This is a genomic window from Salinicola halophyticus, from assembly GCF_003206695.1.
GTDB classification, from domain to species: Bacteria; Pseudomonadota; Gammaproteobacteria; order Pseudomonadales; family Halomonadaceae; genus Salinicola; species Salinicola halophyticus.
On record NZ_PZJN01000004.1, the window covers coordinates 270,261 to 295,887 of the forward strand.

A 25,627-nucleotide genomic window follows, 5' to 3' on the forward strand; every position below is an offset into this window, starting at 1 on the left:
CCGTCGCTTTCGTCCGTCACCGGGCCTTCTGTCCCTGCCAGATCGCCTCGATCAAGCCACGACTGGAATCGTCCAGCGAGTCCAACCCATTCTGGGTCGCGATGATCTCTTCGGTTTCGGTCGCGATCTGCTTGCCCAGTTCGACGCCCCACTGATCGAAGGAATCGATATCCCAGATCACGCCCTGCACGAATACCTTGTGCTCGTAGAGTGCGATCAAGGCGCCCAGCGTTGCCGGATTGAGGCTGTCGAACATCAGCGTCGACGACGGCTGGTTGCCGCGATACCGCTTGTAGCTGGGCGGCGTACCCTCGGTCTTCACCGCATCGTCGCCGAGCATCAGGACCCGGGATTGCGCAAAGCAGTTGGCCAGCGCCAGGCGATGCTGAGCCATCAGATCATCACGGAAGCGCTCGTCCTCGACGTCGTTGTAGCGGTTGACCGGGGCGATGAAATCGCAGGCCACCGGCTGGGTACCCTGGTGCAGCAGCTGATAGAACGCGTGCTGACCGTTGGGGCCGATCTCGCCCCAGATCACCGGGCAGGTGGAATAATCGACCACGGCGTCGTCGTTGGTCACCGACTTGCCGTTGGACTCCATCTCCAGTTGCTGGAAATACCCGGGCAGGTGCTTGAGACGCCCGTCGTAGGGCAGCACCGCATGGGAGCGAATATCGAGAAAGTTGACGTTCCAGATACCGATCAACGCCAGCTGCACCGGCAGATTTTCCGCCAGATCGGCGGTACGGAAGTGCTCGTCCATGGCATGGGCGCCCGCCAGCAGCTGGCGGAAGTTGGCCATACCCACACGGATCGCGATCGGCAGCCCGATCGCGCTCCAGAACGAATAGCGACCGCCGACCCAATCCCAGAACAGCAGCTGATTGGCGGGATCGATACCCCACTCGGTCATCTTTTCCGGCTTGGTGGAGACGCCGACGAAGTGAAAGCGCTTGATCAACGACTCGCCGCATCCCAGACGGGTGGCGATCCAGTCGAGCGCGGTCGAGGCATTCGATAGCGTATCGATGGTGCCGAAGGACTTCGACGACAGAATGAACAGCGTTGTCTCGGGATTGAGCCAGCTCAGGAAATCTGCCAGCTGCGAGCCGTCCATGGTCGAGGCGAAGTGCGTCGACACCTCGAAGACGTCGTCGGGCTCGAAATCGGTCAGCGCCGACGTCACCATCAGCGGCCCCAGATCCGAGCCGCCGACGCCGAGATTGACCACGTCGGTGATCGGCTTGCCGGTCGCACCGCGCCATTGGCCGTTCAACAGCTTCTCGACCAGCGTTTCCATCTTGTCGAGGGTGGCGTGAACGTCGCTGACCACTTCGACGCCTTCGACCTCGAGTTCGGCATCACGCGGCAGGCGCAGGGCGGTGTGGAGTGCCGGGCGATCTTCGGTGCGATTGACCCGCTCTCCCGACAGCAGCCTCTGGATGGCGTCAGGTACGTCAGCCTCTCGCGCCAGCGACAGCAACTGCTCCCGGACCTCCGTCGTCCACCGCTGCTTGGACAGATCCATCTGAATGCCCGCGGCCTCGAGATGGAACTCGTCGAAGCGCGGCGCCTGCTGGAACAGGGTCTTCAGATGGACATCCCGCATGCCCCCGTCGAGCTGCTGCTCGAGCGCTTTCCATGCCTGGGTTTCACGAATCGACATCTATGGCTCTCCTTGTCACGTGCAGCGAAGAGACGCAAAACGTACACTGTCGCCTCAGCGGGCGTATCCCACGCGTTCCGTTCGCTTCACGCTCTCCCAATTAAGAATATCTTTCGGCAATGATTGACGCATCTTACCGTGACGCCATCTTTTCGACACCCCTCGATCGCGTGGCGAGCTTCTCGTTCGACGAACGGGTGGTGGCCTGCTTTCCGGATATGGTCCGGCGTTCGATTCCCGGCTACGGCCAGATACTCGGCATGTTCGGCGTCATCGCCGAGCGCCACCTGCGCCACGGCGCGCATGTCTACGATCTCGGCTGTTCGCTGGGTGCCGTTGGGCTGGCGCTGGCCGGGCGTCTGCCCGCTGACGCCTTCGCACTGACCGGCGTCGATCTTTCCCCGACGATGATCGCGCGAGCTCGCGAGATCGCCGCGACAGAGTGCCCCGATCACCCGATCACGTTTGTCGAAGGCGACATTCGCCACGTCGACTACTGCTCCAGCGGGATGATCGTGCTCAACTTCACGTTGCAGTTCCTGCCGCCAGCGGACCGTGACGCCGTGATCGCCCGGCTGTACGCGGCACTGGAGCCCGGCGGCATCCTGGTGCTGTCGGAAAAGATTGTTGCCGAGGACGAGCAGGAGAACGCCTGGCTGGTCGAGCGCTACCACGATTTCAAGCGCGCCAACGGCTACAGCGACATGGAGATCAGTCAGAAACGTACCGCCCTGGAGAACGTGCTGGTACCGGACTCGCTGGCCGCGCACCACCAGCGCCTGACTCAGGCCGGTTTCTCGCGGGTCACCACCTGGTTTCAGTACCTTAACTTTGCGTCCCTCATTGCTTTCAAGGACAAGGATGCCTGACACCCCGACGACCACGCTCGAGGACGCCGAACGCCGACTCTATCTCGCTTTTCTGGAAATCGGATTGACTCGCTGGCTGGCGCTGCTGCCCGAGCAGCTGGCAAGTGGGCTCGATCGCCGCCGCCACGGCGATCTGCCGGCGTGGGAGAAGGCGGTGGCCAAGCTGCCGGCGTTGCCGGCCATACGCCAGGTCGACCTGCAGGCTGACAGCGTCACGGTGGAACTCGCACTGAGCGATGCCGAGCGTCGGCGCAGCGAGAACCTGTTGAAGATCCTGATGCCGTGGCGCAAGGGCCCTTATCGGCTCGGCGACATCGAGATCGATACCGAGTGGCATTCGGACTGGAAGTGGCAACGTGTCGCCCCGCATCTCTCCCCGCTGACGGGGCGCCGCGTTCTCGACGTCGGCGGCGGCAACGGCTATCACGCCTGGCGCATGGCGGGGGCCGGCGCGGCCTTCGTGCTGGTGATCGACCCGTCGCCGCGTTTTCATTACCAGTTCCATGCCGTGCGCCACTTCGTCGGCGACGCCGACGGCTATCGCACGCATTTTCTGCCGGTGGGCATTGAGGACGTACCGGAGAAACTTGCCGCTTTCGATACCGTGTTCTCGATGGGCGTGCTCTATCATCGGCCTTCGCCGCTGGAGCATCTGCTGCAGTTGAAAGACGCGCTGGTACCCGGTGGCGAGCTGGTACTGGAAACTCTGGTGGTCGAGGGCGACGCACAGACTGTCTTCATGCCCGGCGAGCGCTACGCCAGCATGCCCAACGTCTATTTCCTGCCCTCATCGAGCGCGCTGGCACACTGGCTTGAGCGCTGCGGTTTCGAGGCCGTCCGCTGCGTCGACGAGACGATCACCACGCTCGACGAGCAGCGTTCCACCGAGTGGATGACCTTCCACTCGCTGGCCGATTTCCTGGATCCGGACGACCGGACGAAGACGATCGAGGGCCATCCTGCGCCACGCCGGGCGACATTGGTCGCCCGCAAGCCCAGATAATGGACCGAACAGCTCAGGGCTTGGGCGACTCTTCAGTCGCCACCGCCTCGCGCCGAATCCGCCAATCTTCCAGACCCACGCGAGCTTGCGCGCGGCGTGCCTGTTCGCGCAGCGCGTCGGAGGGAGCCGCTTCGGATTCCAATAGCCCATTCGACCAGCGATAGTAGGTCGGGTCGGCGAGATTCGTCACCGCGCCAGCCTCGCTCACCATCACGCCTTCCCCGCCATCCTGGTAGTTGAAGGTCAGCGCCGCGGGTGACGCCATCGGCGTGTAGAGATCACGCCCAACCCAGGGTATCCGCGATTCCGACAGCGAATGCGCCCAGAGCGTGGGGAAAATGTCGCGATGGCTGGTCCAGTCGTCGATCTGCGCTTCATCGCCCTGCCGATAGGCTGGCGGCACCCACATCAGGATCGGTACACCGAACTGGTCGAACAGATTCTCGGCGTCGGGATAGCTCATCAGCGAACGGGTATTGTGATCGCCGGTGGCCGCGAACAGGGTATGGTCCATCAGGCCCGCCGCCTCCAGATCGTCGAGGAAACCGCCCATGCTGTCGTTGGCATACTGGTAGGTTTCGAGGATCGAGCTGCCAAGCTCGGACGAGACGGCAAGCGCATCGCCCAGGCTCGAGACATCCAGCGGCCCGGTCTCGTAACTCTCGGAAATCTCGTAAGGCGGGTGGTTGGTGATCGACAGCATCACCAGCAGCACTTTCTCGCCCTTGGCATCGGCCTCCTTCAGCAGCGCCTCGCCGTAGCGGAACATCCACTCATCGAAGAGCCCCCAGGTACTGCCTTGCGCCTCGGGGAATCGTTCCCGGATCGCGTTCTCGCCAAGCACCTCGTCGAAGCCCTGACGCTTGAGCGCGCCATCGAGATTGCGCCAGTGGGCCGAGCCAGACGTCAGAAAGACAGTGTGATAGCCAGCGTGCTCGTAGGGCGCGACCGCCGAAGTGGAGTACTGTCGATAGCCGTAGCGCCCCTGCGTCAGCGGTGTAATCGGCGTATCGAAGAGCAGTCCTTCCAGGCTGGGATGCGTGCCGTTACCGGAGGACAGGGCGTAAGGGAAGTAGTCGGCTTTCTTTTCCAGCCACGGTCGCAGCCGGCCCAGCAGGTCGTTGCGTTCGGGGTCATCGAAATCCAGTGGAGGACGTCCCCAGCTCTCCATCAGGCTGACCACGACGTGCGGTGGTCGGCGCTCTGCCGCGGTGACCGCCGGCGTCTTGTCGCTCATGTGCTCGGATACCGCCTGCGGGGTCTCTGCCCCGGACCAGCCAAGCGCCGCTGCCGCTTCCATGGGTGTGGCGAAACCATAACGCTTCAATCCCGAACGCGGATCGTCATCGATCTGACTCACCTCGCGCTCGCCCCAGGCCAGATAGAACGCCTGCGGCCCGCTAGGCACCAGGTCATTGACGAACGCATTCGACGAGACCGCCATATGCATCTCGCGTAACGGGAATGCGCCCAGACTGCCCCGCCCCAGGCCTACCAGCGCGACGATGGAAACCACAGCGAGAAGACCCATCCGTCGCCAGCCGAGTCCGGGCCGCGGACGTCGGTGGCCATGGCGCATCAACACGATCTGCGTCCCCGTCATGCCGATCAGCGCGATCACCAGGGGGATAAACGGATAGTCACTCCAGATGGTCTGCAGTACCGCTCGGGTATCGTCCTCGAACAGGCCGAAGATCAGCGAGTTGATCGGGCCCTGATAAAAGCTGAAGTAGAAATGGTTGATCAATGCCAGCAGGTTGACCAGCACCATGATCACGATGGCCCAGACCAGCCATAGGCGGCGCCAGCTCGCGATGACGACCCGCGGCAGCGGCAGTAGCGCCGTGGCCACCAGCAGCCAGGGGCCGAGCAGCGTCGCCATGATCTTGGCATCGAAGCGCAACCCCATCCAGAACGCCTTGGCGATCTCGCTGGCCGGTACATCCAGCGAAGGCGGCGCCTCGAGTTGCCACAACGCGAAGCGCATCAGGGCCAGCGTGACGACCGCGATGAGGCCCAACCGCCAGAGCTGGCGGTTCATTTCACGCCAGTGCTGCCAGCGCGTCGTCGTCATGGGTTCGTTGGGCATATGTCATCTCGACCGAATAGGCGGGCACACTATACCGACCCCGGTCGACGCTGACGATGACTTGGCGGACTCGCGAAAAGCGGCGCCCCGTAAACGAAAACGCGCGGCATGAGCCGCGCGTCGTGGAACTTCGTCGTTTGCCTGGCGTCAGGGGCACGGCCCGCTCTGGATATTGGCCTGAGTGATGTTGCGCCCCGGTTCCACGTCGCAGGTCAGCCAGACATTGCCGCCGATGATCGCGCCCTTGCCCACGGTGATACGCCCCAGAATGGTCGCACCCGCGTAGATCACCACGTCGTCTTCGACGATGGGGTGACGCGGCAGGCCCTTCTCGAGATGGCCTTTCTCGTCCGCCGGAAAGCGTTTGGCGCCGAGCGTGACGGCCTGATAGAGCCGCACGCGATTGCCGATGATCGCGGTCTCGCCAATCACCACGCCGGTACCGTGATCGATGAAGAAGCCTTCGCCGATGCGGGCGCCGGGGTGAATGTCGATGCCGGTATCGGAATGGGCCAGTTCGGCGATGATCCGCGCCACCAGCCCGGCTCCCGCCTGATAGAAATAGTGCGCGATGCGGTGGTAGATCACGGCGTGGACGCCGGGGTAGCAGAGCAGCACCTCGTCGACGCTACGCGCCGCCGGATCGCCATAGAACGCCGCCATCACATCGTCGTCCAGGCGCCGACGCAGACTGGGCAGGCTATCGGCGAATCCCTGAATGATCTGCGTCGCCACCGCCTGATGCTCGGCAGCCTTTTCGCCGTTGAGTCTTGCCATATAGCGCAGCTCGAGCAGCACTTCCTCGTGCAGCGCATTGAGCGCCCGGTCCAGCGTGTGGCCGACGTAGAAGTCCTCGCTCTCCTTGCGCAGGTCGGAAGGCCCCAGTCGCATCGGGAAGATCGCCCCGCTCAGGAACTCCAGCGTCTCGCGGATACGATGCCGCGACGGCAGCTCGCGACACCCCTTCTCTTTCTCCCGCCCGTTCTGAGCGCGCCACTGTTCACGGGTGGCACGCAGCTGGGAGACGATACCGTCGAGCTGCCAGTTGACGTGTTGCATGGAAGTTTCCTTTCAATCGCGGACGCAAGCGTCGGGGCCGGAGCGCCATGATACACCTGCCGACGCCCGGGCCAAACGTTGCCGCTGCGGCGCCTTGCCGTGGCAATCGTGAGGCCCGTCGCGCCTATCTTTATGCCTCCCTTATACCTCCCTTTGCCCGCCGCCTCCCGCTTGACGAGCCTCGCGTGAAACGCCTTTCAAAAGCTCACCCATATCCTTGGCTTCCCAGTGGGGGAAGTGCTTGCGGATCAGCGCATTGAATTCGATTTCGAATGCCTGCCAGTCGACGTCGCCGGCCGGTGATGCATGCGTTGCGCTGTCGATAGCGCCCCGAATCAGGCCAGCCCCAACCGTGATATTGGTCAACCGATCGATCACCACGAAGCTCCCGGTACCGGGGCTTCTACGGTAGTCGTCCAGCGGCACGCTGGCGGTCAGTTCGACTCGGCACCGGCCGATGGCATTGAGCGGCAGGCTGGCAGCATCGTGATGCTCGAGCGTATTGACGTCGATCTGGTAGTCGATCGCGGTGATCCGGCCGGCAATCTCCTGCGTGCCGATCTTGAAGTCGTAGAGCCGACCCGGCTCGAGGGCCGCGTCATGCATCCAGACGATATCGGCGGCCAGCGCATTCGACTGGGCGACCTCGGCATCGGCCGCCACCAGCCAGTCGCCGCGGGAAATGTCGATCTCGTCCGTCAGGGTGACGGTGATCGCCTGGCCGGGATACGCCTCTTCCAGATCGCCGTCGAAAGTGACGATACGATCGATGGTGGAAAGCTTGCCCGACGGCAGCACTTTCACTGCCTGGCCAGGGCGTAGGATGCCCGCCTCGAGCGTACCGCAGTAGCCGCGAAAATCGAGATTGGGACGGTTGACGTACTGCACCGGCAGGCGCAGATCGGAGAGGTTACTGTCGTGAATGATCTCGACGCTCTCCAGCAGCTCGAGCATCGCCGGGCCCGGGGCGCCGCCGACCCGATACCAGGGCATGTGCTCGCTGCGATTGACGACGTTGTCGCCCTCCAACGCCGACATCGGCACGAAACGAATATCGCTGGCGTCGAGCTTTTCGGCGAATTCCCGATAGTCGGCGACGATCTCATCGAAACGCGCCTGGGAATAATCGACCAGATCCATCTTGTTGACCGCGATCACGAGGTGCTGAATGCCCAGCAGATCGGCGATGAAACTATGACGACGGGTCTGCACCTGCACCCCGTAGCGGGCATCGATCAGGATCACCGCCAGGCTCGCGGTCGAGGCACCGGTGGCCATGTTGCGTGTGTACTGCTCGTGGCCCGGCGTGTCGGCGATGATGAACTTGCGCTTGTCGGTGGAGAAGAAACGGTAAGCGACATCGATAGTGATGCCCTGCTCGCGCTCCGATTGCAGACCATCGACCAGCAGCGCCAGATCGACCTTGTCACCGGTGGTTCCGCTGGTCTTCGACGCCTGGGTAATCGCGGCCAGCTGGTCTTCGTAGATCATCTTGGAGTCGTGCAGCAGCCGCCCGATCAGGGTCGACTTGCCGTCGTCGACGCTACCGCAGGTAATGAAGCGCAGCAGGTCTTTCTGCTCGTGCTCTTTGAGATACTGTCCGATGTCGTCGGCGATCAGAGTCGATTGGTGAGACATTTAGAAGTACCCCTCGCGTTTTTTCTTCTCCATCGAACCTACCTGATCGCGGTCGATGGCCCGGCCCGAGCGCTCGGAAGTGCGCGTCAGCAACATCTCCTGGATGATTTCGGGCAGCGTGGCGGCCCTGGATTCCACGGCGCCGGTCAACGGATAGCAGCCCAGCGTGCGGAAACGCACCCACTTCTCTTCGGGAACCTCGCCGGGTTCCAGCGGCAGACGCTCGTCGTCGACCATGATCTGCATGCCGTCACGTTCGACTACCGGGCGCGGCGCGGAGAAATACAGCGGCACGATGGGAATCGATTCGAGATAGATGTACTGCCAGATATCGAGCTCGGTCCAGTTGGAGAGCGGGAACACACGGATCGACTCGCCCTTGTCGACCTTGCCGTTGTAAAGGTTCCACAGCTCCGGGCGCTGGTTCTTGGGATCCCAGCGGTGGTGCTTGTCGCGGAACGAGTAGACCCGCTCCTTGGCGCGTGAAGCCTCTTCGTCGCGACGGGCGCCACCGAACGCGGCGTCGAAACCGTACTTGTCCAGCGCCTGCTTGAGCGACTGGGTCTTCATGATGTCCGTGTACTTGGCGCTGCCGTGGTCGAACGGATTGATACCGGCGACGCGCCCTTCTTCGTTGATATGCTCGATCAGTTCCATACCGACGTCCGCGGCCATCCGGTCGCGAAACTCGATCATCTCCTTGAACTTCCAGGTGGTATTGACGTGCATCAGCGGGAACGGCGGCGGCCCGGGATAGAAAGCCTTGCGCGCCAGGTGCAGCATCACCGAGGAGTCCTTGCCGATGGAATAGAGCATCACCGGATTGCCGAACTCGGCCGCGACTTCACGGATGATATGAATGGACTCGGCTTCGAGCTGCTTGAGATGAGTCTGGCGCTGGGCGCTGACGATAGGAGCTGTCATGGTCGATGTCTCACTGTCGCCACCTGATACCAGACGGCAAAAACAGAATATGAACGTAAGGAATGCGTACCTAGGACGCTCACCCTAGCGAGACATTGGTAATAACGTCAAAGAATCAAAGATCATCCAAAAATCGTTTTTAGTTATAAAAAATCAGATGTCGACTCGTTCGACCCAGGTCGATAACGCTTCTCCGCGCAGATCGATCACGCGCAGACCGGGGCGAGCCGCTTCATCGGTCGCAAACTCGTGACTTTTCGCCAGAAACTGATCCGAAGTCGCCGGGCAGCCGTAGACGGCCACCATGCCCTGCCAGGCGGCAAACGCCTGATGAATATGACCACAGATCAGCGCCTTGACCTGCGGATAGGGCGAGAGCGTCTGCCACAGCGCATCCCGGTCCTTCAGACCGATGGCGTCCATCCATACCGAGCCGACATCCAGCGGCGGATGATGCAGCGCCACCAGCACCGGTCGATCGTCCGCTTCCAGCTGGCTGGCCAGACGCTGCAGCTGACGCTGCCCCAGCTCGCCCCCGGGTTGACCGCTGACACGGGAGTCCAGCAACAGCACCCGCCACTCACCGAGATCGACCTCTTCGTGGAACGGCTGGCACTCGGCCATCAGCTCCGGCTGGTCATGATTGCCGGGAATCCAGAACCAGGGGCATTCCAGCGCCGCAAAGGCCTCGCTGGCATGCCGATAGGCCACGGAAGTTTCATCCTGGGCGATGTCTCCGGTCACCAGCAGCACATCGGGACGAAGCGCTCGCGCCCGTTCGACCACGGCGTGCAGTTGACGCAGCGGGAACCCCTTGCGCGAAGCGCCCTTCGGATCGGCCAGCAGATGACAATCGCTGATCTGAACCAGTCGCATCAGGGCGTTTCCGGCACTTCGGCAGCATGGCCATGGGCCAGGCCGTGCTGTAGCCATTCCCCCAGAAACCGATTGATCTGAAGCTTCTCGTCCGGTTGATGCATCTGGGGGTTGGGGTAACGGTAGCGCCCCTGGAAATGGCGCTGACGCTGAAAATCGGTGACTTCCGCCATATTGGCGTCGTGATAAAGATGCACCGTCATCCGCGGTGAATCGACGAAGCCGTCCAGCACGCCGGTCTGGGACACTCGGGCGACGGTCGTGTAAGGAGCCTGCTCGAGCACCTCCAGCCACAGCGTGCCGAAGCGGGCGCGTTCACCGGCGAGCGGCACCTCCCTGACTTCCCCCGCCACCATGTTCATGACCAGACGACGAAGCCGCAGATAATTGCTGCTGCACTCCGCCTGGAGTGTCTTGAGGTCGGTCACGTAAGCAGTCTTTCTCATCAAGTTCTCCCGGCGTCTGACGGCCTTTGCGTAGCCCGAATATCGAGCGGACTATTGGCGGCGTTTTTCAGCAACGCCGCCCGCTCGCGCTAGACCTTGGCTCTCAGCGTGGCACGCTCACGCGCCAGCCAGTGGAAGCCAATCAACGCCATGGCATTGTCCAATTGGCCCGCCATCAGTCGGTCCCAGGCCTCGGGGAACGACATGACGTGAACCAGAATATCTTCGTGTTCGTCTTCTACACCGTGTACCCCACCCACCCCGGCACTGTCGATCAGACCACAGAACAGCGTGACCTGTTCGGTACAGGCACCCGGGCTCGGGTAGTAACGATGGAGCTCGATCAGCTCGGCTATGTCGCAGCCTGCCTCCTCCTGCGCTTCCCGGCGCGCAACCTCCGCGGGGGTCTCGCCGGGCTCCACCAGTCCGGCGACCGGCTCCAGCTTCCACGGTGAGACGTCATCGTCCAGGGCACCGGCGCGAATCTGCTCGACCAGCACGACCTTGTCGCAGGCTGGATCGTAGAGTAGTACGCCCACCGCATCGCGGCGAACGTGAACCTCGCGATCGATCGTCTCGCTCCACTCGCCGTTGAACTGGCGGTGACGCAGGCGGCGTTTCTCCAGGCCGAAGAAACCCGAATACAGCAGCTGATCCTCGATTCGCTCGACATCGTCGGCATCGAAGCGGTTGATCGGCGCAATGTGTCGATCCATGAGTCGGCTCCTCGGGATGAAAGCCCATTATTGCGGTGCCGCAAGTCGATTCCAACCGGACCGGGATAATTCACCGGCCTACCCGGCGCTGTCGACCCGCAATTATTTTCGATATTCAGGGGAAAAAGGGGGTAGCGCTTTGCGTCACATCGCGCCATTCTGATATCGACTTCATCCGTCAGAGAGGTAAGGCCGACACGGTTTTTACGTTCGAACGAGCGTGGCACTGACGGAGCAAGGCGGATGATATTAATCTGTCATCGCACTCTGTCAGGGTCGAGAAGCCTTGAACTCACAGGAGTGCTTTTGCCGATGGTACGAATCGACAAGAAAGCTAACAGGCTCTACGTACTGGACACCAATGTCCTGATTCACGACCCAGCAGCCCTTTACCATTTCGAGGAGCACGATGTCGTCATTCCCATGACGGTGCTCGAGGAGCTCGATAAGCACAAAAACGGTATGCGCGAGATCGCGCGCACGGCAAGACAGATCAGCCGCACCCTATCCGATCTCACCGCCCACGTGACTCCGCAGGAAATCCAGCAAGGCATTCCCATCCCCCGTATTACCGGTGGCCCGGCCGGCCGGCTGCGCTTCCTCTGCTACCAGGATCTGGCGCCGCTGGAGACGTTGGAGAACTCCCCGGACAACCGCATTCTTGCCGAAACCTGTCGGCTACGCGATGAACGCCCCGATGCCTCGGTCACGCTGGTGACCAAGGACATCAATCTGCGGGTCAAGGCCACGGCGCTCAACGTGCCGGTCGAAGACTATCTCAACGACAAGGCGTTCGACGATCTCGATGCCATGATCGAAGGCGCCAAGGTCTACGCCGACGCCGGCCGTGACGGCCGCAGTCTGTGGGAATCGCTGGACGTCGAGGTCATGGTCGAGCGCACCGATGGCCACACTTTCTATCACCTTGAAGGTCGCATTCCCGAAGACTGGCATGTGGGAATGCTCGTCTCCGATAGCGACAACGGCGCGGAGTTCGAAGCGATCGTGCGTGGCCACGGGCCGCGCAAGGCAACCCTGCAACTACTGACCAACTATCGTCATCACGGGGGTGTCTGGGGCGTGCATGCGCACGACAGCCGTCAGAATTTTGCCCTCAATCTGTTGATGGACCCGTCCATCGATTTCCTCACTCTCGCCGGCAGCGCCGGTACCGGCAAGACCTTCATGACCCTGGCAGCCGCCCTGCAGCAGACGCTGGACGGCAAGCAGTTCGAGCGGATCGTTTTTACCCGGGCGCCGATCCCGATGGGCGAAGACATCGGCTTTCTACCGGGCACCGAGGAAGAGAAGATGTCGCCATGGATGGGCGCCTTCCACGACAACATGGACAACCTGCTACGCGACGAGCGCGAAGGCTCGTCGAGCTGGAACGATGGCGCAACGCGGCAGCTGATCGGCTCACGCGTGCAGATCCGCTCCCCCACCTTCATGCGCGGACGTACGCTCAACGACACTTTTCTGATCATCGACGAGGCCCAGAACTTTACGCCCAAGCAGCTCAAATCGCTGATCACCCGCGCCGGACGCAACACCAAGATCGTCTGTCTGGGCAACGTGGGGCAGATCGATACCCCTTATCTCACGGCCAACAGCTGCGGCATGGCAGCGGTCGTGGAACGTTTCCGTGACTGGCCGCATGCCGGCCACATCACCCTGAAAAGCGTCGAGAGATCGAGACTCGCGCTGGCCGCCGAAGAGTTGCTGTAGCCTTTGCTGGAGCTCTGTTTGCTATAGCTCCGTTCGCCAACCGACTACCGATCGCAAAACGCCCAGGCCTTGGCCTGGGCGTTTTCGTCGACGGGTTCCGATCGCCGCTATCGGTCGTCGTCCTCGGACGGTTTCTTGTTGTTCATGACGTCCTCGATCAGCTGTTCGGACTCGCTGCGTGGCGTCTCTGCCATGATCCGCTCGGCCTCTTCCCATGCACAGACTTCCTCGTTGCAGGACGTACAAAACACCTGATCGTCCGGCGACTTGGCCTGTGACACCTTCATCATATGATTGCCGCAGTTGGGGCAACCCTTGGGCATGCGAAATTCTTCGGAAAAATCTGACACGATGTCATCACTCCTTGCTGACCGATAAACGGTAATCGCTGAACACTGATCTCTGAACATGGATCGCTGAACATCGATCAATGTGCGTTGGACGTTCTGGGTTGAGTGTAGTCGAGTTATAGGCCACGACGTCATTCGGTGATGCCGCAATGCGGCCGGCGTGCTCAGCGTCGCCAGACGACGCAGAGATTGTTCGCCGGGAGCTCGTTGACCGCCTCGCAGGTCAATCCCTGGTCGCTGGCCAACGCCTGGACCGCTTCGAGATCACGAATTCCCCACCGCGGATCCCGCAAGCGGAGATCTTGATCGAAGGCCTCGTTGCTGGACGCGGTGTGCTCGCCATCGCGACGGAAAGGACCGTAGACGATAAGTACGCCGCCCACGGGAAGCTGGCGACCGGCCGCAGCGAACAGCGTCTCGCTCGCTGCCCAGGGCGAAATATGCAGCATGTTGATACACACGATAGCCGCGAGATCCGGCAATGTCGGCCACTCCCCGGTGACGTCCAGGCGAACCGGTGCCGCGAGGTTCTCCAACGCTTCCTGGTCGCGCCAGGCGGCGATCGACGCCAGCGCCGTCTCGCTGGGATCCGTCGGCTGCCAGCACAGCGGTGCAAGATGGCGAGCAAAATAGACCGCATGCTCGCCGCTGCCGCTGGCGATCTCCAGCACCCGCCCCGTCTTTGGCAATACCGATCGGAGTACCGCCAGAATCGGCTCGCGGTTGCGCTGAACCGCCGGACTGGACAGGCGTCGGTCGTCTCCGTGCTCAAGACTATCCATGCTGTTCATCAAGGGCTCCGTTCATGAAGGAGTTCGTTCACGAGGGACTGAGCTCATGAGGGACTGGGCTCACGAGGGACTGGGCTCACGAGGGGCTGAGCTTACGAGGGAATGGGCTCATTCGAGCGTGGCGGTCAGCCAGGCTGCGATATCCTGGGCCTGTTCCGGGCACAGGCTGTGACCCATCTCGTAGGTACGATAATTGACCGGATAACCCAGCGACTCGACCCGCTCGGCGCCTTCACGACCCAGCGACTCGGGGACCACCGGATCGGCCGAGCCGTGATGCACTTCGATCGGCAGACGCCGGTTGGCTTCGGCGAGGTCGATGCTGTCGGCGGTGGCGAAATAGGTCGACAGCGCCAGCAGACCGGCCAATGGCTGCGGATAAGAGAGCGCCGCCTCGTAGGCCACCGCACCACCCTGGGAGAAACCGGCAATCACGATGCGACGGCTGTCGATGCCGGCGGCGATCTGGTCGTCGATCAGGGCGTGGATGCGTTCGCCAGACGCGCGCAGCTGATCGACATCGACCCGGCGCCCGAGATTCATCTCCAGAATGTCGTACCATGCCGACATCGTCATGCCACCATTGACGGTGACCGGCAGCTGCGGCGCATGGGGCAGCACGAACCTCACCGCCAGCGAGTCCGGCAATCCGAGCGCCGGCACCAGCGGCTCGAAGTCGTGGCCATCCGCGCCCAGTCCATGGAGCAGAATGACGCAGGCATCGGCCTTTCGCCCATTCGTCGGTTCAATGATCAATTCTTGCGCAGATGCCATGTGAGATCGTCCTCGTCACCCGGGCGGCCCGGTCTGGATTGGAAATTATCGCCGCCCAGTCTAACGTGCCATCCGCGAGCTTGCCCGCTGCGTAGGTTGATAAACGGATCCGACATTCACTCGTCCGACGGCGCCAGGTCAGCAGCGTGCTGACTCCGCAACGCCCGAGGCACTCAAGGAAGAGCCATGATGTTCTCCCATCTTCGGACGCCTCGCGGCTACCTGCTGCTGGCGCTGGTGTTACTCAATGTTCTGCTGCTGACGCCGGAACTGCCCTGGGCCGGATTTCCACCCAGACACTGGATCGCGCTCGAGGCGCCGCTGATTACCGGATTGATGGCCCTGCTGCCCCCCGCGCGCTGGCGACGCTGGATAGCCGGCCTGGTCGCCATCCTGGTCCTCACCGTCGTCCTCGGTGCCGCGGGCGACGCCTTGACCCAGACCATGCAGGGGCGGTCGCTGAACCTCTACACCGATATCAAGCTGGTACCGATTCTGATCGAGCTGATCGCGACCAATCTCGGGCTGCCACTGGCGATCGGCGGGCTGGTGGCCATCGGCCTGGGCCTGTTCGCCGTGGGGCTGGTCCTGGCCAGGCTGCTGCAAGGCTTTCACGCTCGCAATACGTCACGTGGATTGGCGCTGCTGCTGGTTCTGATCGGCGGTGTCGGTCTGGCTCGCCTCGACGCCATGCATCGCGACGAAACCTCGTCATGGGTAGCCAGGATCGGCCACCCCGCGGTCAATTTCGTGACGTTCGAATGGCAGCGCGCGCAGGAAACTCGCCAGGCCATGGCAACGTTCGGCCGTCAGCTCTACGCCGATGATCACGCCTACGCGGCTCCCGGCGGCCAGCCGCTGCCGGGGTTGGCGCATACCAATGTGATTCTGGGCTTCATCGAGTCCTACGGCGTCGCGGCCATCGAGCGCGGGCCGTTCAAGGCCGAAATCCAGCCGCGCCTCGAGACGATCGAGAACCAGCTCGCCGCCGCCGGGCTATCGGTCGTCACCGGACGCGTCACCGCGGCCACGCTGGGCGGCCAGTCCTGGCTCAACCACGCCACTTTCGCCAGCGGCCTGCCGGTCACGTCTGAGCTGCGCTTCGAACTGATGATCGACAGCCCGCATTCGACCCTGATCGACGATTTCAAGGCGACCGGCCACGACACCGCCGCCATCATGCCGGGTATCACGCGGGATTGGCCGGAAGGCAGTCTTTACGGCTACGACGAGATCCATACCTCCGGCAGCATGGGCTATAACGGTCCTTCGATGGGCTGGGCCAGCATGCCGGACCAGTTCACCTGGCAGCGGGTGGAAGACTACGTGCTGTCGCGCCATCCTGGCCCGACCTTCACCGAACTGGCCACGCTATCGAGCCATGCCCCGTGGTCGCCGGTCATCGGCATGATCGACGACTGGTCGACCATCGGTGATGGTCAGGTCTTCGATCGTTGGCAGGGTGCCGGGGAGGATTACGCGTCGCTATGGCACGACACCGAAGCGATGCGGCGGAACTACGCGCCGGCGATAGACTATTCACTGCAAGCGGCCAGCGGCTTCGCCCGGCGCTATTTGGGAAAAGAGGCTCTGGGAAAAAAGGCTCCGGGAAAAAACGATTCTGACAAAGGCGATCGCGGCGATCACACGCTGATGATGATCCTCGGCGACCATCAGGCTGCGCCGGCCATCATCGGCAGCAATCCCGGCAGGGACGTGCCGATGCATGTCATCAGCGACGACCCGGCCCTGCTCGAGGGCTTCATCGATCGCGGCTTCCGGACCGGCATGTTCCCGCCCGGGCCGGAAGCCGCGATTCCCATGCAGGCGATGCGCGGCCTGCTCCACCAGATTTACGGTGCCGTCACTCCTGATGTGACGGCGACGACTTCAGGTTCCGGCTCTTGATCAGGCTGGCCACGGTGGTGATCACCAGCGTGCCGAGGATGATCGTCATCGACAGCCAGATCGGAATCTCCGGGACCAGATGCAGCGGCTGGCCGTCGTTGATGAACGGCAGGCTGTTGGTATGCATCGCCTCGATGATCAGCTTGACGCCGATGAAGGCCAGGATGAACGACAGCCCCAGGCTGAGATAGACCAGACGGGTCAGCAGGCCACCCAGCAGGAAGTAGAGCTGGAGCAGGCCCAGCAAGGCGAAGGCATTGGTGGTGAAGACGATGTAGGGCTCCTTGGTCAGCCCGTAGATCGCGGGGATCGAATCCAGCGCGAACAGCACGTCGGTCATCCCCAACGCCACCACCACCATGAACAGCGGCGTCACCAGACGCTTGCCGTTCTTGACCGTCAGCAGGCGGTCGCGGTCGAACTCGTCGGTCGCCGGCAGGCGCTTCTGGATCCAGCGCACGATGGCGTTGGGCTCGTACTCCTCGTTTTCGTCATGCCCGCCGGCACCTTCGCGCACCAGCTGGAACGCGGTGTAGAGCAGGAACAGCCCGAACAGATAGAACACCCAGCTGAACTGGGCGATGGCCGCCGCGCCGACGGCGATGAAGATGCCGCGCAGGATCAACGCGATCACGATGCCGATCAGCAGCGCCTTCTGTTGATAGGCACGCGGCACCGCGAACTTGGACATGATGATCAGGAAGACGAACAGGTTATCGACCGACAGACTCTTTTCGGTGATGAAGCCCGCGAAGTACTCGGCGCCATGTTGCGCGCCCCAGACCCACCACAGGCCACCACCGAAGATGGCAGCCAGAGCAATGAAGAAGACCGACCACCAGGCCGCTTCCTTGAAGGTAGGATCGTGAGGCTTACGCACATGGGCGTAGAAGTCGAAGATGAAGAGTGCTGCGATGCCAGCGACAGTCGCCAGCCAGACCCAGACGGGTACATGCATAGGGGAACCTCCGGTAGACGGTGAACGTCACCGAAAGTCTCTCCCGTCGCCCTGACCGTCATCTGCTGACTGTCAGGGCGACCGATAACGCCGGGGCATATGGCCCGTGCTGACGACGCTATCGCCGGGGCGGATATTGACCGATCCTGCCCGTGGGATACTCCCCTTCCGTGCTGGCCGCATTGTGTCCTGAAGTCAGGGTGTAAGCAAGCGGGGAAACCGGCGTGGACGCAAACTTCACGAGCGACCGACGGCCTCGCGTCAACCCGTCAGGACCACCGTGCGTCCGCCATGTAGAAACACCCGCTTTTCCTGGTGAAAACGCACGGCGCGGGCCAGCGTCAGGCACTCGATGTCGCGCCCCCGGGCCACCAGATCCTCGGGATAGTGGCTGTGATCCACGGATTCGACCCCCTGCGCGATGATCGGTCCTTCGTCGAGGTCGTCGTTGATGTAGTGCGCGGTCGCGCCGACCAGCTTGACGCCCTTCTCGTAGGCCTGATGGTAGGGTTTGGCGCCCTTGAATCCCGGCAGCAGCGAATGGTGAATATTGATCGCGCGACCGGCGAACTCATGGCACAACGCCGGCGACAGCACCTGCATGTAGCGCGCCAGAATCACCAGCTCCGCACCGCTCTCCTGCACCACGCGCCGAACGGCGGCCTCCTGTTCCAGCTTGGTCTCCGGCGTGATCGGCAGGCAGTGGTACGGCAACCCGTGCCAGCTGGCCAACGGTTCCAGGTCAGGATGGTTGGAGACGATCGCGCGCACGTCGATCGAGAGTTGGCCGGTTCGATAGCGGTACAACAGATCGTTCAGGCAGTGGTCCGCCTTCGAGACCATGATCACTACCGGCAGCCGATAATCCGGCGCCATCAGCTCGAAGGACATGCCGAACTCGGCGGCGCGGGCCGCGAAGCGATCCCGAAAGAGCGACTCGGAGAACTCGGCGAGTTCCGGACGAAACGCCGCGCGGATGAAGAACTGACCACCCTGATAGTCGTCGAACGAATGCAGCTCGGTGATATAGCAGCTCTGCTCTTTCAGGAACCGGGTGACGACATCCACCGTTCCCAGCCGACTGGGGCACTGAGCCGCCAGCACCCATACGTCTCGGGCACCGCTCACGACACCGTCTCCGTGTCCGCGACCGCGGCCCGCGGTGTCGTGGCCGCCACCTTGGCGGGACGATAGTCGATGCCATACTCCTCGCCGGCATCCAGCAACCAGCGCAGGCAGTAGTCGGCGAAACTTCGCCGCACGACCAGTTCCCACCGCTCCTCGCCGACACGCCGGATCACGGCCGTCGCTTTGGCGAAGACGCTGGTGACCCCCTTGCCTATCGGGAAAGCCCGGGGATCGACATCATAGACGGTGGACTTCATCAGCACGTCGATGGCGCGCTCGCCACCGAGCTCGAGCAGCGTCTGACCGCCGCTGACATCGACGATGCTGAAGTGGGAGTCGCCCAGGGCCTCGCGCAGTTCACGCTGAAGACGAAATCCCTCGCCAGCGGCAACGATCAACAGCCACTCGTCCGGCGATAGCCATTGCAACGAACCGGTCTCACCGATGACCAGCCGCTGCGGCTCAACAGGCAGCTCGAGGCCGAGCACGGCCTGGACCGACGCGGCCAGCCCCTGGGGCTCGCCACGCAGCACCAGATGGTCGAGAAAAGCAAGCTCGACCAGCGTGACCCGGCTGTCGCCGGAAGGTTTGCTGGCGGCCCGATGATGAAGCGGCGATTGGGTCGCCGCCCCCTGGACCGGATGCGGATCGAACTGAGCGACTCTAGCCATGTTGACGGCTCCCTCAAATATTCTGACGTTGCCCTTTCGGGTCATAGAAGATCGAGCCGACCACTTCGGCCATGTGGGTCTCGCCGTTCGGCATCGGCAGATAGACTCGCTCCCCCATGCGCTTGTGTCCTCCCTTGACCACCGCCAGGGCAAAACCATGATCGAGCGTCGGACTGTAGTAGCTCGAGGTCACATGGCCGACCATGCGCATCGGAATGGCCTGCTGGGGATCGAGCACGATCTGGGCGCCCTCTTCCAGCACCACCTTCGCATCCAGCGGCTTGAGACCGACCAGCTGCTTACGATCTTCCCGCCGAGTATCGGAGCGGGTCAGCGCGCGCTTGCCGATCCATGGGTACGGCTTGTTGTAGCCGACGCACCAATGCATGCCGAGATCCTCCGGGGTCATCGAACCGTCGGTATCCTGGCCCACGATGATGAAACCCTTCTCCGCTCGCAGCACGTGCATGGTCTCGGTGCCATAAGGGGTCAACCCGTACTTCGCGCCATGGGCGAACAGGGCCTCCCAGACCTGCATGGCGTAGTTGGCCTGCACGTTGACCTCGAACGACAACTCACCGGTGAACGAGATTCGGTAGACCCGCGCCGGTACCCCGGCCACGGCGCCCTCCCGCCACTCCATGAACTTGAAACTATCGCGATCGAGATCGATATCGGTCAGCTCGGCAAGCAGATTTCTTGCTTCGGGCCCCGTCAACGTCAGTGTCGCCCAGTGATCGGTCACGGAGGTGAAGTAGACCTCCAGCTCCGGCCATTCGGTCTGATGCCATATCTCCAGCCACTCGAGAATCGCCGCGGCACCGCCGGTGGTGGTGGTCATCAGGAAGTGGTTGTCGGCGAGACAGGTGGTGACGCCGTCGTCCATCACCATGCCGTCGTCCTTGCACATCAGGCCGTAGCGCGCCTTGCCCACCGCCAGCTTTTCCCAGCCGTTGGTATAGATCCGGCCCAGGAACTCCCGCGCGTCCGGCCCTTGAATGTCGATCTTGCCCAGCGTCGAGGCGTCGAGCACGCCGACCTTCTCGCGCACCGCCCGGCATTCCCTCATGACGGCTTCGTGCATCGATTCGAACTCGCCATCGGCGTTGTCGCGGCGTTTTTGTGGATAGAACCAAGGTCGCTTCCACTGCCCGACGTCCTCGAACGCCGCCCCGTGTTCGATGTGCCACTGGTGCATGGCGGTGTAACGCTCGGGATCGAACAGCTCCCGGCAGTGGCGACCGACGATGGCGCCGAAATTGACCGGCGTGTAGTTGGGCCGAAACACGGTAGTCCCGGTCTGGGGAATGGTCTGGCCCAGACAGCGCGCGGCGATTGCCATGCCGTTGATGTTGCCCAGTTTGCCCTGATCGGTACCGAAGCCCATCGCCGTGTAACGCTTGACATGCTCGATCGACTCGAAGCCCTCTTTCGTCGCCAGCTCGATCGCCGCGGCGGTGACGTCGTTCTGCAGATCGACGAACTGCTTGGGCGCGCGCATGGTCGGCTTGTCGTGGGGAACCTGATACAGCGCGACGGCCGACCCCTCGCGGAGGGTCTCGATATCGGGAATCTTTACGCTCTCGGCGTCGATGCCATCGCTTTCCAGCGCGCGGACGACTTGCGCCACGGCGTCCTCGAGTAACGCGCCGGTCGGGTAGAGACCGGCGGCCGCGCCGACCACACTGAAACCCTCGACCCTCGATGCCGTCTGCCCCGGCACGAAGCCCAGGATGTCATCACGCCAGACCGGCCGAACGCCGGTATGCGCGGCGAGATGCACCACCGGGCTGTAGCCGCCGGACGTGGCGACGGTATCGCAGCTCAGCGTCTCCACTTCGCCACTGACGCGGAAGCCTTCGATATCGATAGCGCCAATCCGGGCGCCGCTGACGCGATGCCCTTTGCGATCAGCGGTCGCCTCGATGACTGCACTGCCGGTCACGATCCGGATCCCTGCCGCTTTCGCCCGTTCGACAAGCTCGCCGTCCGGGTTGGCGCGAGCGTCGGCGATCGCCACGACCTCGCCGCCAGCGTTCTGCCAGTCCAGCGCCGCCCGATAGGCATGATCGTTGGTGGTGGAAAGCACCAGCCGCTGACCGGGCCGCACGGCATAGCGCCGGATATAGGTCGACAACGCCCCGGCAACCAGATTGCCCGGCACATCGTTGCCGGCATAGACCAGCGGCCGCTCGTGGGCGCCGCTCGCCAGCACGACATGCCGCGTCCGCACCCGGTGCAGACGCGAGCGCGACTGTCGACGACCATCCAGGGTTGGCGCCGTGTCACCCAGATGCTCGGTGCGGCGCTCGTGCAGCGTCACGAAGTTGTGATCGAAGTACCCGTTGGCCGTCGTTCGCGGCAGCAACGTGACGTTGTCCATCGCCGCCAGCCGCTCGACGGCATTGCTGGCCCACTCCGAGGCGGCCATACCGTCGATCGTCTCGCCGCTATCCAGCAGCGAGCCGCCGAAGGTCGGCTGCTCGTCGCACAGAATCACCCGGACGCCACTGCCGGCGGCAACCAGCGCCGACATCAGCCCAGCGGGGCCAGACCCGATCACCAGCACTTCGCAGTGCCGGTTGAGGTGATCGTAGATGTCCGGATCGCTCTCGATCGGCGCCCGACCCAGCCCGGCCGCCTTGCGGATATATTTCTCGTAGGTCCGCCACATCGAGGCCGGGGCCTTGAAGGTCTTGTAGTAAAACCCGACCGGCATGAACGGGCCGCCGAACTTGCCGACCAGCCCCATCATGTCGCGCTGGGCGTCCGGCCAGCCGTTGGTACTGCGAGCCGTCAGACCATCGTAGAGCGACTGCTGCGTGGCCCGGACATTCGGCACCTGAGCGGCTTCGCTCGCGCCCAGTTGGACGATGGCGTTGGGTTCCTCCGCGCCGGCGGCGACGACACCGCGGGGGCGCGAGTACTTGAAGCTGCGATTGATGACGTCGACGCCGTTGGCGAGCAGCGCCGAGGCCAACGTATCGCCGGCATACCCCTGGTAAGACTTGCCATTGAAGGTAAACGACAATGGCTTGTCGCGATCGATCTGGCTGCCGGCGCCGCTATTCGATGCCAGACGGCAGGGTTGGGAAGCACTCATGACGGCACTCCCTGGATCGTCGCGGTGTCAGAGGTTCTGCGCTCGATGTCTCGCTCGGCAAGAGTCGCGGTCTCCGCCGTCACACCGGGCTGCTCGCCCATGCGGTAGGTCTCCAGAATCGCGTAGCTGCGAGTATCGCGGGTGATATTGAAGAATTTGCGGCAGCCCACCGCATGCACCCACAGTTCGTGGTGCACGCCGCGCGGATTGTCGCGAAAGAACAGATAGTCGCCCCAGGCATCATCGGAGCTCGCGGTCGGATCCGCCGGCCTCGCGATGTGCGCCTGCCCCTTGGGATGAAACTCCTCCTCCTCGCGATACTCGGCGCAGTAAGGGCAGTAGATATGAAACATGGTCTTTCTCCTTAATGCGCGACGCCGGCTGCGCCATGTTCGTCAATGAGCGCCCCGGTCCGGAATCGATCGATCGAGAACGCTGCCGCGATCGGGTGGGCCTGGCCGTGGGCCAGCGTCCAGGCGAAGACGTTGCCGGAACCCGGCGTCGCCTTGAAACCACCGGTTCCCCAGCCGCAGTTGAAAAAGAGCCCCTGTACCGGCGTCTTGGAGATGATCGGGCAGGCGTCCGGCGTGGTGTCGACGATGCCGCCCCACTGTCGATTCATGCGCACCCGGGAGAACATCGGGAACATCTCGATGATCGCCTGCAGGGTGTGCTCGACCACCGAGAAGCTGCCGCGCTGGCCGTAGCCGAGGTAGCCGTCGATTCCCGCACCAATCACCAGATCGCCCTTATCGGACTGGCTGATATAGCCGTGAACGTGATTCGACATGGTGACGGTATTGAGAATCGGCTTGAGCGGCTCGGACACCAGCGCCTGCAACGGATGCGACTCCACCGGCAGCTGGAAGCCGGCCATCTTCGCCAGCACGCCCGAGTTGCCGGCGGTGACGCAGCCCACCGTTCTGGCGCCGATATCGCCGCGGTTGGTATGGACGCCGACGACCTTGCCGTCGACGATCTTGAAGCCCGTGACCTCGGTCTGCTGGAGCAGGTCGACACCGCGTGCATCGGCACCACGGGCGAATCCCCACGCCACCGCATCGTGCCGGGCCACCCCGCCGCGTGGCTGCCAGGAAGCACCGAGAATCGGATAGCGGGCACGCTCGGAGGTATCCAGCGCCGGCTCGATCTCCTTGATCTGCTCCGGCGTAACCACCTCGCCGTCGATGCCGTTGAGGCGATTGGCGTGGACGCGGCGCTGGATGTCGCGCATGTCCTGCAAGGTATGGCCGAGGTTGAGCACGCCCCGCTGCGAGAACATCACGTTGTAGTTGAGATCCTGGGAAAGCCCCTCCCACAACTTCATCGAATGCTCGTAGAGCGCGGCGGATTCATCCCACAGATAGTTCGAGCGCACGATCGTGGTGTTGCGCGCCGTGTTGCCGCCGCCGAGCCAGCCTTTCTCGATCACCGCCACGTTGGTGATGCCGTGCTGCTTGGCCAGGTAATAGGCGGTGGCCAGCCCATGCCCGCCACCGCCGACGATGATCACGTCGTACTCTTTCTTCGGGACCGGGTTACGCCAATGACGCTGCCAGTTCTCGTGATGGCTGAGCGCGTGTTTGACCAGACTGAAACCGGAATAGCGTTGCATGAGCCCCTCTCTACGCCACGGCGGACGGCGGCATCGATCGACGGATCGATGATTTTCCGCGATGGTATCGTCCGCTCAGGGGGGCATGATGTTCTGCGACGTCACGCTCAAGCGTGTTTGCGACATGACAATGCGATTTGCGACAGGAGCGATCGCCCTTTCCATTCGTGAGGCGGTCCGGGCGTCGCCGCGTGGAGGAGAAAGTAAGGCTATTCGGCCACCCGATTTCCCATGGGATTGCCGACAATCTCCGGCATGACCTCCAGGCGCACCGTCGGATCCTCGGGGGGAGTGTCGATCCAGTCGAAAAGGCGCGCGATCATCGTGGGAACGTCCTGACGCATCATGATCAGTCGGGGGTGGAAGGCCGCCGCCAGCGGGTCCCAGTCGAAGCAGCCCATGATGATCTCGTTCATGTTATGTCCTCCAAGACGCAGCCAGCGGACGATACCTTCCAGCGAAATCGTGGAGTTGACGAACATCGCAGCGGGTAATCGGCCCTCACGATCAACGTAAGCCTCGAGCGCTGCCTGGGCCTTCTCGGCAGCGTAGTCGCAAGGGACGATATCCGTGGGATTCGTGATCAATCCGCGTCTTTCATGGGCATGGCGAAACCCTTCGATGCGTTCCCGAGTGTTGTGATCCTCGGCTCGCCCACCGATGAACAGCACACGCGTCGAGTCGATCTTCCGCGCCTCGAGCCGGTCGAGTAGCGCATCGGTCAAGCGGCGTGCGCCCTCGCGATTGGCGGATATCACCGACGGCGCGGCCGTGCCGGGTAGATCGAGATTGAGACTGGAGATACCCGCCGCGCTGCACATCTCGGCGATGACGTCCGGGTTCGTTGCTCCGGTACAGATCAGATGTTCGACGCGGTAGGCCAGCATCATTCTGGCCGCCTCGCGCTCCTGGTCCGGGTCACGATTGGTACAGGAAACGATGGCGAAAATGCCGCGCCGTCGGGCCTCGGCTTCGAATATCTGGGCAATCGAGCTGAAATAGCGATTGTCGTACAGCGGCAGGATCATGCCGAGAATGCCGGAGCGATCACGTCGCAGCGCTCGCGCCTGCATATTGGTCGAATATCCCTCACGCTCGGCCAGATCCAGGATTCGTCGCGCCAACTTGCGGCTGATCCGGCGCTGCTGCCACGTTCCGTTCAAGACGGCACTGACGGTACTGGGTGAGGATTTCGCCAGTCTGGCGAGATCATAGATCGTCAGCTTTCTGGATTGCTCGATCGACACTGGGGCCCTCTCTTTTAATAGATCAAAGTAGCATTGACCTGATCGGCATAGAAACGAATAGTTGCACA

At 62.7% G+C, this 25,627-nt stretch carries 22 protein-coding genes; 4 read left to right on the forward strand and 18 right to left on the reverse strand.

Going from position 1 to position 25,627, the window contains the following annotated elements; all coding sequences use genetic code 11:
- Nucleotides 1-16: 16 nt before the first annotated feature.
- The gene (gene pgi, locus DOM58_RS06455) at nt 17-1,666 is read right to left on the reverse strand and encodes a glucose-6-phosphate isomerase (RefSeq protein ID WP_110692212.1); all 1,650 of its coding nucleotides are present in this window, start codon (nt 1,664-1,666) and stop codon (nt 17-19) included.
- Between the two features lie 119 nt (nt 1,667-1,785).
- On the opposite strand from pgi, the gene cmoA reads away from it, so the two are divergent.
- Both cmoA and cmoB read left to right on the forward strand, forming a co-directional pair.
- Nucleotides 1,786-2,535 carry a carboxy-S-adenosyl-L-methionine synthase CmoA gene (gene cmoA / locus DOM58_RS06460; protein ID WP_075563866.1) on the forward strand — a complete coding sequence of 250 codons (750 nt, stop codon included), beginning with the start codon at nt 1,786-1,788 and terminating at the stop codon, nt 2,533-2,535.
- Nucleotides 2,528-3,538 (forward strand): tRNA 5-methoxyuridine(34)/uridine 5-oxyacetic acid(34) synthase CmoB, encoded by a 1,011-nt coding sequence (gene cmoB, locus DOM58_RS06465; protein ID WP_075563865.1) that lies wholly within the window; start codon nt 2,528-2,530, stop codon nt 3,536-3,538. Before cmoA ends, cmoB begins: the two co-directional genes overlap by 8 nt.
- A 13-nt stretch (nt 3,539-3,551) precedes the next feature.
- On the opposite strand, the gene DOM58_RS06470 is transcribed toward cmoB, so the two are convergent.
- The 7 genes from DOM58_RS06470 to DOM58_RS06500 all read right to left on the reverse strand — a co-directional run bounded on the left by DOM58_RS06470 (nt 3,552) and on the right by DOM58_RS06500 (nt 11,286).
- Nucleotides 3,552-5,627, reverse strand: a complete 2,076-nt coding sequence (locus DOM58_RS06470) for an LTA synthase family protein (protein WP_110692213.1) — start codon at nt 5,625-5,627, stop codon at nt 3,552-3,554.
- A 147-nt stretch (nt 5,628-5,774) separates the two neighbouring features.
- Nucleotides 5,775-6,686, reverse strand: coding sequence for a serine O-acetyltransferase EpsC (gene epsC / locus DOM58_RS06475; RefSeq protein WP_075563863.1), 912 nt, complete (start codon nt 6,684-6,686; stop codon nt 5,775-5,777).
- A gap of 141 nt (nt 6,687-6,827) precedes the next feature.
- Nucleotides 6,828-8,324 (reverse strand): sulfate adenylyltransferase subunit CysN, encoded by a 1,497-nt coding sequence (gene cysN, locus DOM58_RS06480; RefSeq protein WP_110692214.1) that lies wholly within the window; start codon nt 8,322-8,324, stop codon nt 6,828-6,830.
- Complete coding sequence (gene cysD, locus DOM58_RS06485; RefSeq protein WP_110692215.1) at nt 8,325-9,248, reverse strand: sulfate adenylyltransferase subunit CysD; 924 nt, start codon at nt 9,246-9,248, stop codon at nt 8,325-8,327.
- A 153-nt stretch (nt 9,249-9,401) separates the two neighbouring features.
- The gene (locus DOM58_RS06490; protein WP_110692216.1) at nt 9,402-10,124 is read right to left on the reverse strand and encodes a phosphodiesterase; all 723 of its coding nucleotides are present in this window, start codon (nt 10,122-10,124) and stop codon (nt 9,402-9,404) included.
- Complete coding sequence (locus tag DOM58_RS06495; RefSeq protein ID WP_075563859.1) at nt 10,124-10,570, reverse strand: DUF1249 domain-containing protein; 447 nt, start codon at nt 10,568-10,570, stop codon at nt 10,124-10,126. Before DOM58_RS06495 ends, DOM58_RS06490 begins: the two co-directional genes overlap by 1 nt.
- A gap of 89 nt (nt 10,571-10,659) precedes the next feature.
- Entirely contained in the window at nt 10,660-11,286 is a 627-nt protein-coding gene (locus tag DOM58_RS06500) for an NUDIX domain-containing protein (RefSeq protein ID WP_110692217.1), read from the reverse strand.
- Between the two features lie 312 nt (nt 11,287-11,598).
- Between DOM58_RS06500 and DOM58_RS06505 the strand changes: the two genes are divergently transcribed.
- Nucleotides 11,599-13,014: a PhoH family protein gene (locus tag DOM58_RS06505; RefSeq protein ID WP_075563857.1), complete on the forward strand. Its 1,416-nt coding sequence runs from the start codon at nt 11,599-11,601 to the stop codon at nt 13,012-13,014.
- 107 nt (nt 13,015-13,121) lie between these two features.
- Here DOM58_RS06505 and DOM58_RS06510 read toward each other — a convergent pair whose 3' ends face one another.
- From DOM58_RS06510 to DOM58_RS06520, 3 genes are all read right to left on the reverse strand, one after another.
- Complete coding sequence (locus tag DOM58_RS06510; RefSeq protein ID WP_075563856.1) at nt 13,122-13,364, reverse strand: hypothetical protein; 243 nt, start codon at nt 13,362-13,364, stop codon at nt 13,122-13,124.
- 164 nt (nt 13,365-13,528) lie between these two features.
- Nucleotides 13,529-14,155: a DUF938 domain-containing protein gene (locus DOM58_RS06515; RefSeq protein WP_110692218.1), complete on the reverse strand. Its 627-nt coding sequence runs from the start codon at nt 14,153-14,155 to the stop codon at nt 13,529-13,531.
- Nucleotides 14,156-14,263: 108 nt separating this feature from the next.
- Entirely contained in the window at nt 14,264-14,929 is a 666-nt protein-coding gene (locus DOM58_RS06520) for an alpha/beta hydrolase (protein ID WP_110692219.1), read from the reverse strand.
- A 189-nt stretch (nt 14,930-15,118) separates the two neighbouring features.
- Between DOM58_RS06520 and DOM58_RS06525 the strand changes: the two genes are divergently transcribed.
- The gene (locus DOM58_RS06525) at nt 15,119-16,837 is read left to right on the forward strand and encodes an LTA synthase family protein (RefSeq protein ID WP_188113785.1); all 1,719 of its coding nucleotides are present in this window, start codon (nt 15,119-15,121) and stop codon (nt 16,835-16,837) included.
- On the opposite strand, the gene DOM58_RS06530 is transcribed toward DOM58_RS06525, so the two are convergent.
- From DOM58_RS06530 to DOM58_RS06560, 7 genes are all read right to left on the reverse strand, one after another.
- On the reverse strand, nt 16,794-17,795 hold the full coding sequence (locus DOM58_RS06530) for a TerC family protein (RefSeq protein ID WP_075563852.1): 1,002 nt from the start codon (nt 17,793-17,795) through the stop codon (nt 16,794-16,796). The two genes, DOM58_RS06525 and DOM58_RS06530, sit on opposite strands and share 44 nt — an antisense overlap.
- 261 nt (nt 17,796-18,056) lie before the next feature.
- Entirely contained in the window at nt 18,057-18,923 is an 867-nt protein-coding gene (gene purU, locus DOM58_RS06535) for a formyltetrahydrofolate deformylase (RefSeq protein WP_075563851.1), read from the reverse strand.
- Nucleotides 18,920-19,594, reverse strand: coding sequence for a sarcosine oxidase subunit gamma (locus DOM58_RS06540; protein ID WP_110692221.1), 675 nt, complete (start codon nt 19,592-19,594; stop codon nt 18,920-18,922). Before DOM58_RS06540 ends, purU begins: the two co-directional genes overlap by 4 nt.
- Before the next feature lie 13 nt (nt 19,595-19,607).
- Nucleotides 19,608-22,697: a sarcosine oxidase subunit alpha family protein gene (locus tag DOM58_RS06545; protein ID WP_110692222.1), complete on the reverse strand. Its 3,090-nt coding sequence runs from the start codon at nt 22,695-22,697 to the stop codon at nt 19,608-19,610.
- Nucleotides 22,694-23,050, reverse strand: a complete 357-nt coding sequence (locus DOM58_RS06550; RefSeq protein WP_110692223.1) for a sarcosine oxidase subunit delta — start codon at nt 23,048-23,050, stop codon at nt 22,694-22,696. Before DOM58_RS06550 ends, DOM58_RS06545 begins: the two co-directional genes overlap by 4 nt.
- An 11-nt stretch (nt 23,051-23,061) precedes the next feature.
- Nucleotides 23,062-24,312, reverse strand: coding sequence for a sarcosine oxidase subunit beta family protein (locus DOM58_RS06555; protein ID WP_110692224.1), 1,251 nt, complete (start codon nt 24,310-24,312; stop codon nt 23,062-23,064).
- A gap of 209 nt (nt 24,313-24,521) precedes the next feature.
- The gene (locus DOM58_RS06560) at nt 24,522-25,559 is read right to left on the reverse strand and encodes a substrate-binding domain-containing protein (protein WP_245392181.1); all 1,038 of its coding nucleotides are present in this window, start codon (nt 25,557-25,559) and stop codon (nt 24,522-24,524) included.
- Nucleotides 25,560-25,627 lie beyond the last annotated feature (68 nt).

Coding starts and splice junctions, on each gene's coding strand:
- cmoB (WP_075563865.1), top strand. CDS start 2,528: ATGCCTGACACCCCGACGACCACGCTCGAGGACGCCGAACGCCGACTC.
- pgi (WP_110692212.1), bottom strand. CDS start 1,666: ATGTCGATTCGTGAAACCCAGGCATGGAAAGCGCTCGAGCAGCAGCTC.
- cmoA (WP_075563866.1), top strand. CDS start 1,786: ATGATTGACGCATCTTACCGTGACGCCATCTTTTCGACACCCCTCGAT.
- DOM58_RS06540 (WP_110692221.1), bottom strand. CDS start 19,594: ATGGCTAGAGTCGCTCAGTTCGATCCGCATCCGGTCCAGGGGGCGGCG.
- DOM58_RS06555 (WP_110692224.1), bottom strand. CDS start 24,312: ATGCAACGCTATTCCGGTTTCAGTCTGGTCAAACACGCGCTCAGCCAT.
- DOM58_RS06525 (WP_188113785.1), top strand. CDS start 15,119: ATGTTCTCCCATCTTCGGACGCCTCGCGGCTACCTGCTGCTGGCGCTG.
- DOM58_RS06530 (WP_075563852.1), bottom strand. CDS start 17,795: ATGCATGTACCCGTCTGGGTCTGGCTGGCGACTGTCGCTGGCATCGCA.
- epsC (WP_075563863.1), bottom strand. CDS start 6,686: ATGCAACACGTCAACTGGCAGCTCGACGGTATCGTCTCCCAGCTGCGT.
- DOM58_RS06490 (WP_110692216.1), bottom strand. CDS start 10,124: ATGCGACTGGTTCAGATCAGCGATTGTCATCTGCTGGCCGATCCGAAG.
- DOM58_RS06545 (WP_110692222.1), bottom strand. CDS start 22,697: ATGAGTGCTTCCCAACCCTGCCGTCTGGCATCGAATAGCGGCGCCGGC.
- DOM58_RS06515 (WP_110692218.1), bottom strand. CDS start 14,155: ATGAACAGCATGGATAGTCTTGAGCACGGAGACGACCGACGCCTGTCC.
- cysD (WP_110692215.1), bottom strand. CDS start 9,248: ATGACAGCTCCTATCGTCAGCGCCCAGCGCCAGACTCATCTCAAGCAG.
- DOM58_RS06505 (WP_075563857.1), top strand. CDS start 11,599: ATGGTACGAATCGACAAGAAAGCTAACAGGCTCTACGTACTGGACACC.
- DOM58_RS06550 (WP_110692223.1), bottom strand. CDS start 23,050: ATGTTTCATATCTACTGCCCTTACTGCGCCGAGTATCGCGAGGAGGAG.
- DOM58_RS06500 (WP_110692217.1), bottom strand. CDS start 11,286: ATGGATCGACACATTGCGCCGATCAACCGCTTCGATGCCGACGATGTC.
- cysN (WP_110692214.1), bottom strand. CDS start 8,324: ATGTCTCACCAATCGACTCTGATCGCCGACGACATCGGACAGTATCTC.
- DOM58_RS06495 (WP_075563859.1), bottom strand. CDS start 10,570: ATGAGAAAGACTGCTTACGTGACCGACCTCAAGACACTCCAGGCGGAG.
- DOM58_RS06520 (WP_110692219.1), bottom strand. CDS start 14,929: ATGGCATCTGCGCAAGAATTGATCATTGAACCGACGAATGGGCGAAAG.
- DOM58_RS06470 (WP_110692213.1), bottom strand. CDS start 5,627: ATGCCCAACGAACCCATGACGACGACGCGCTGGCAGCACTGGCGTGAA.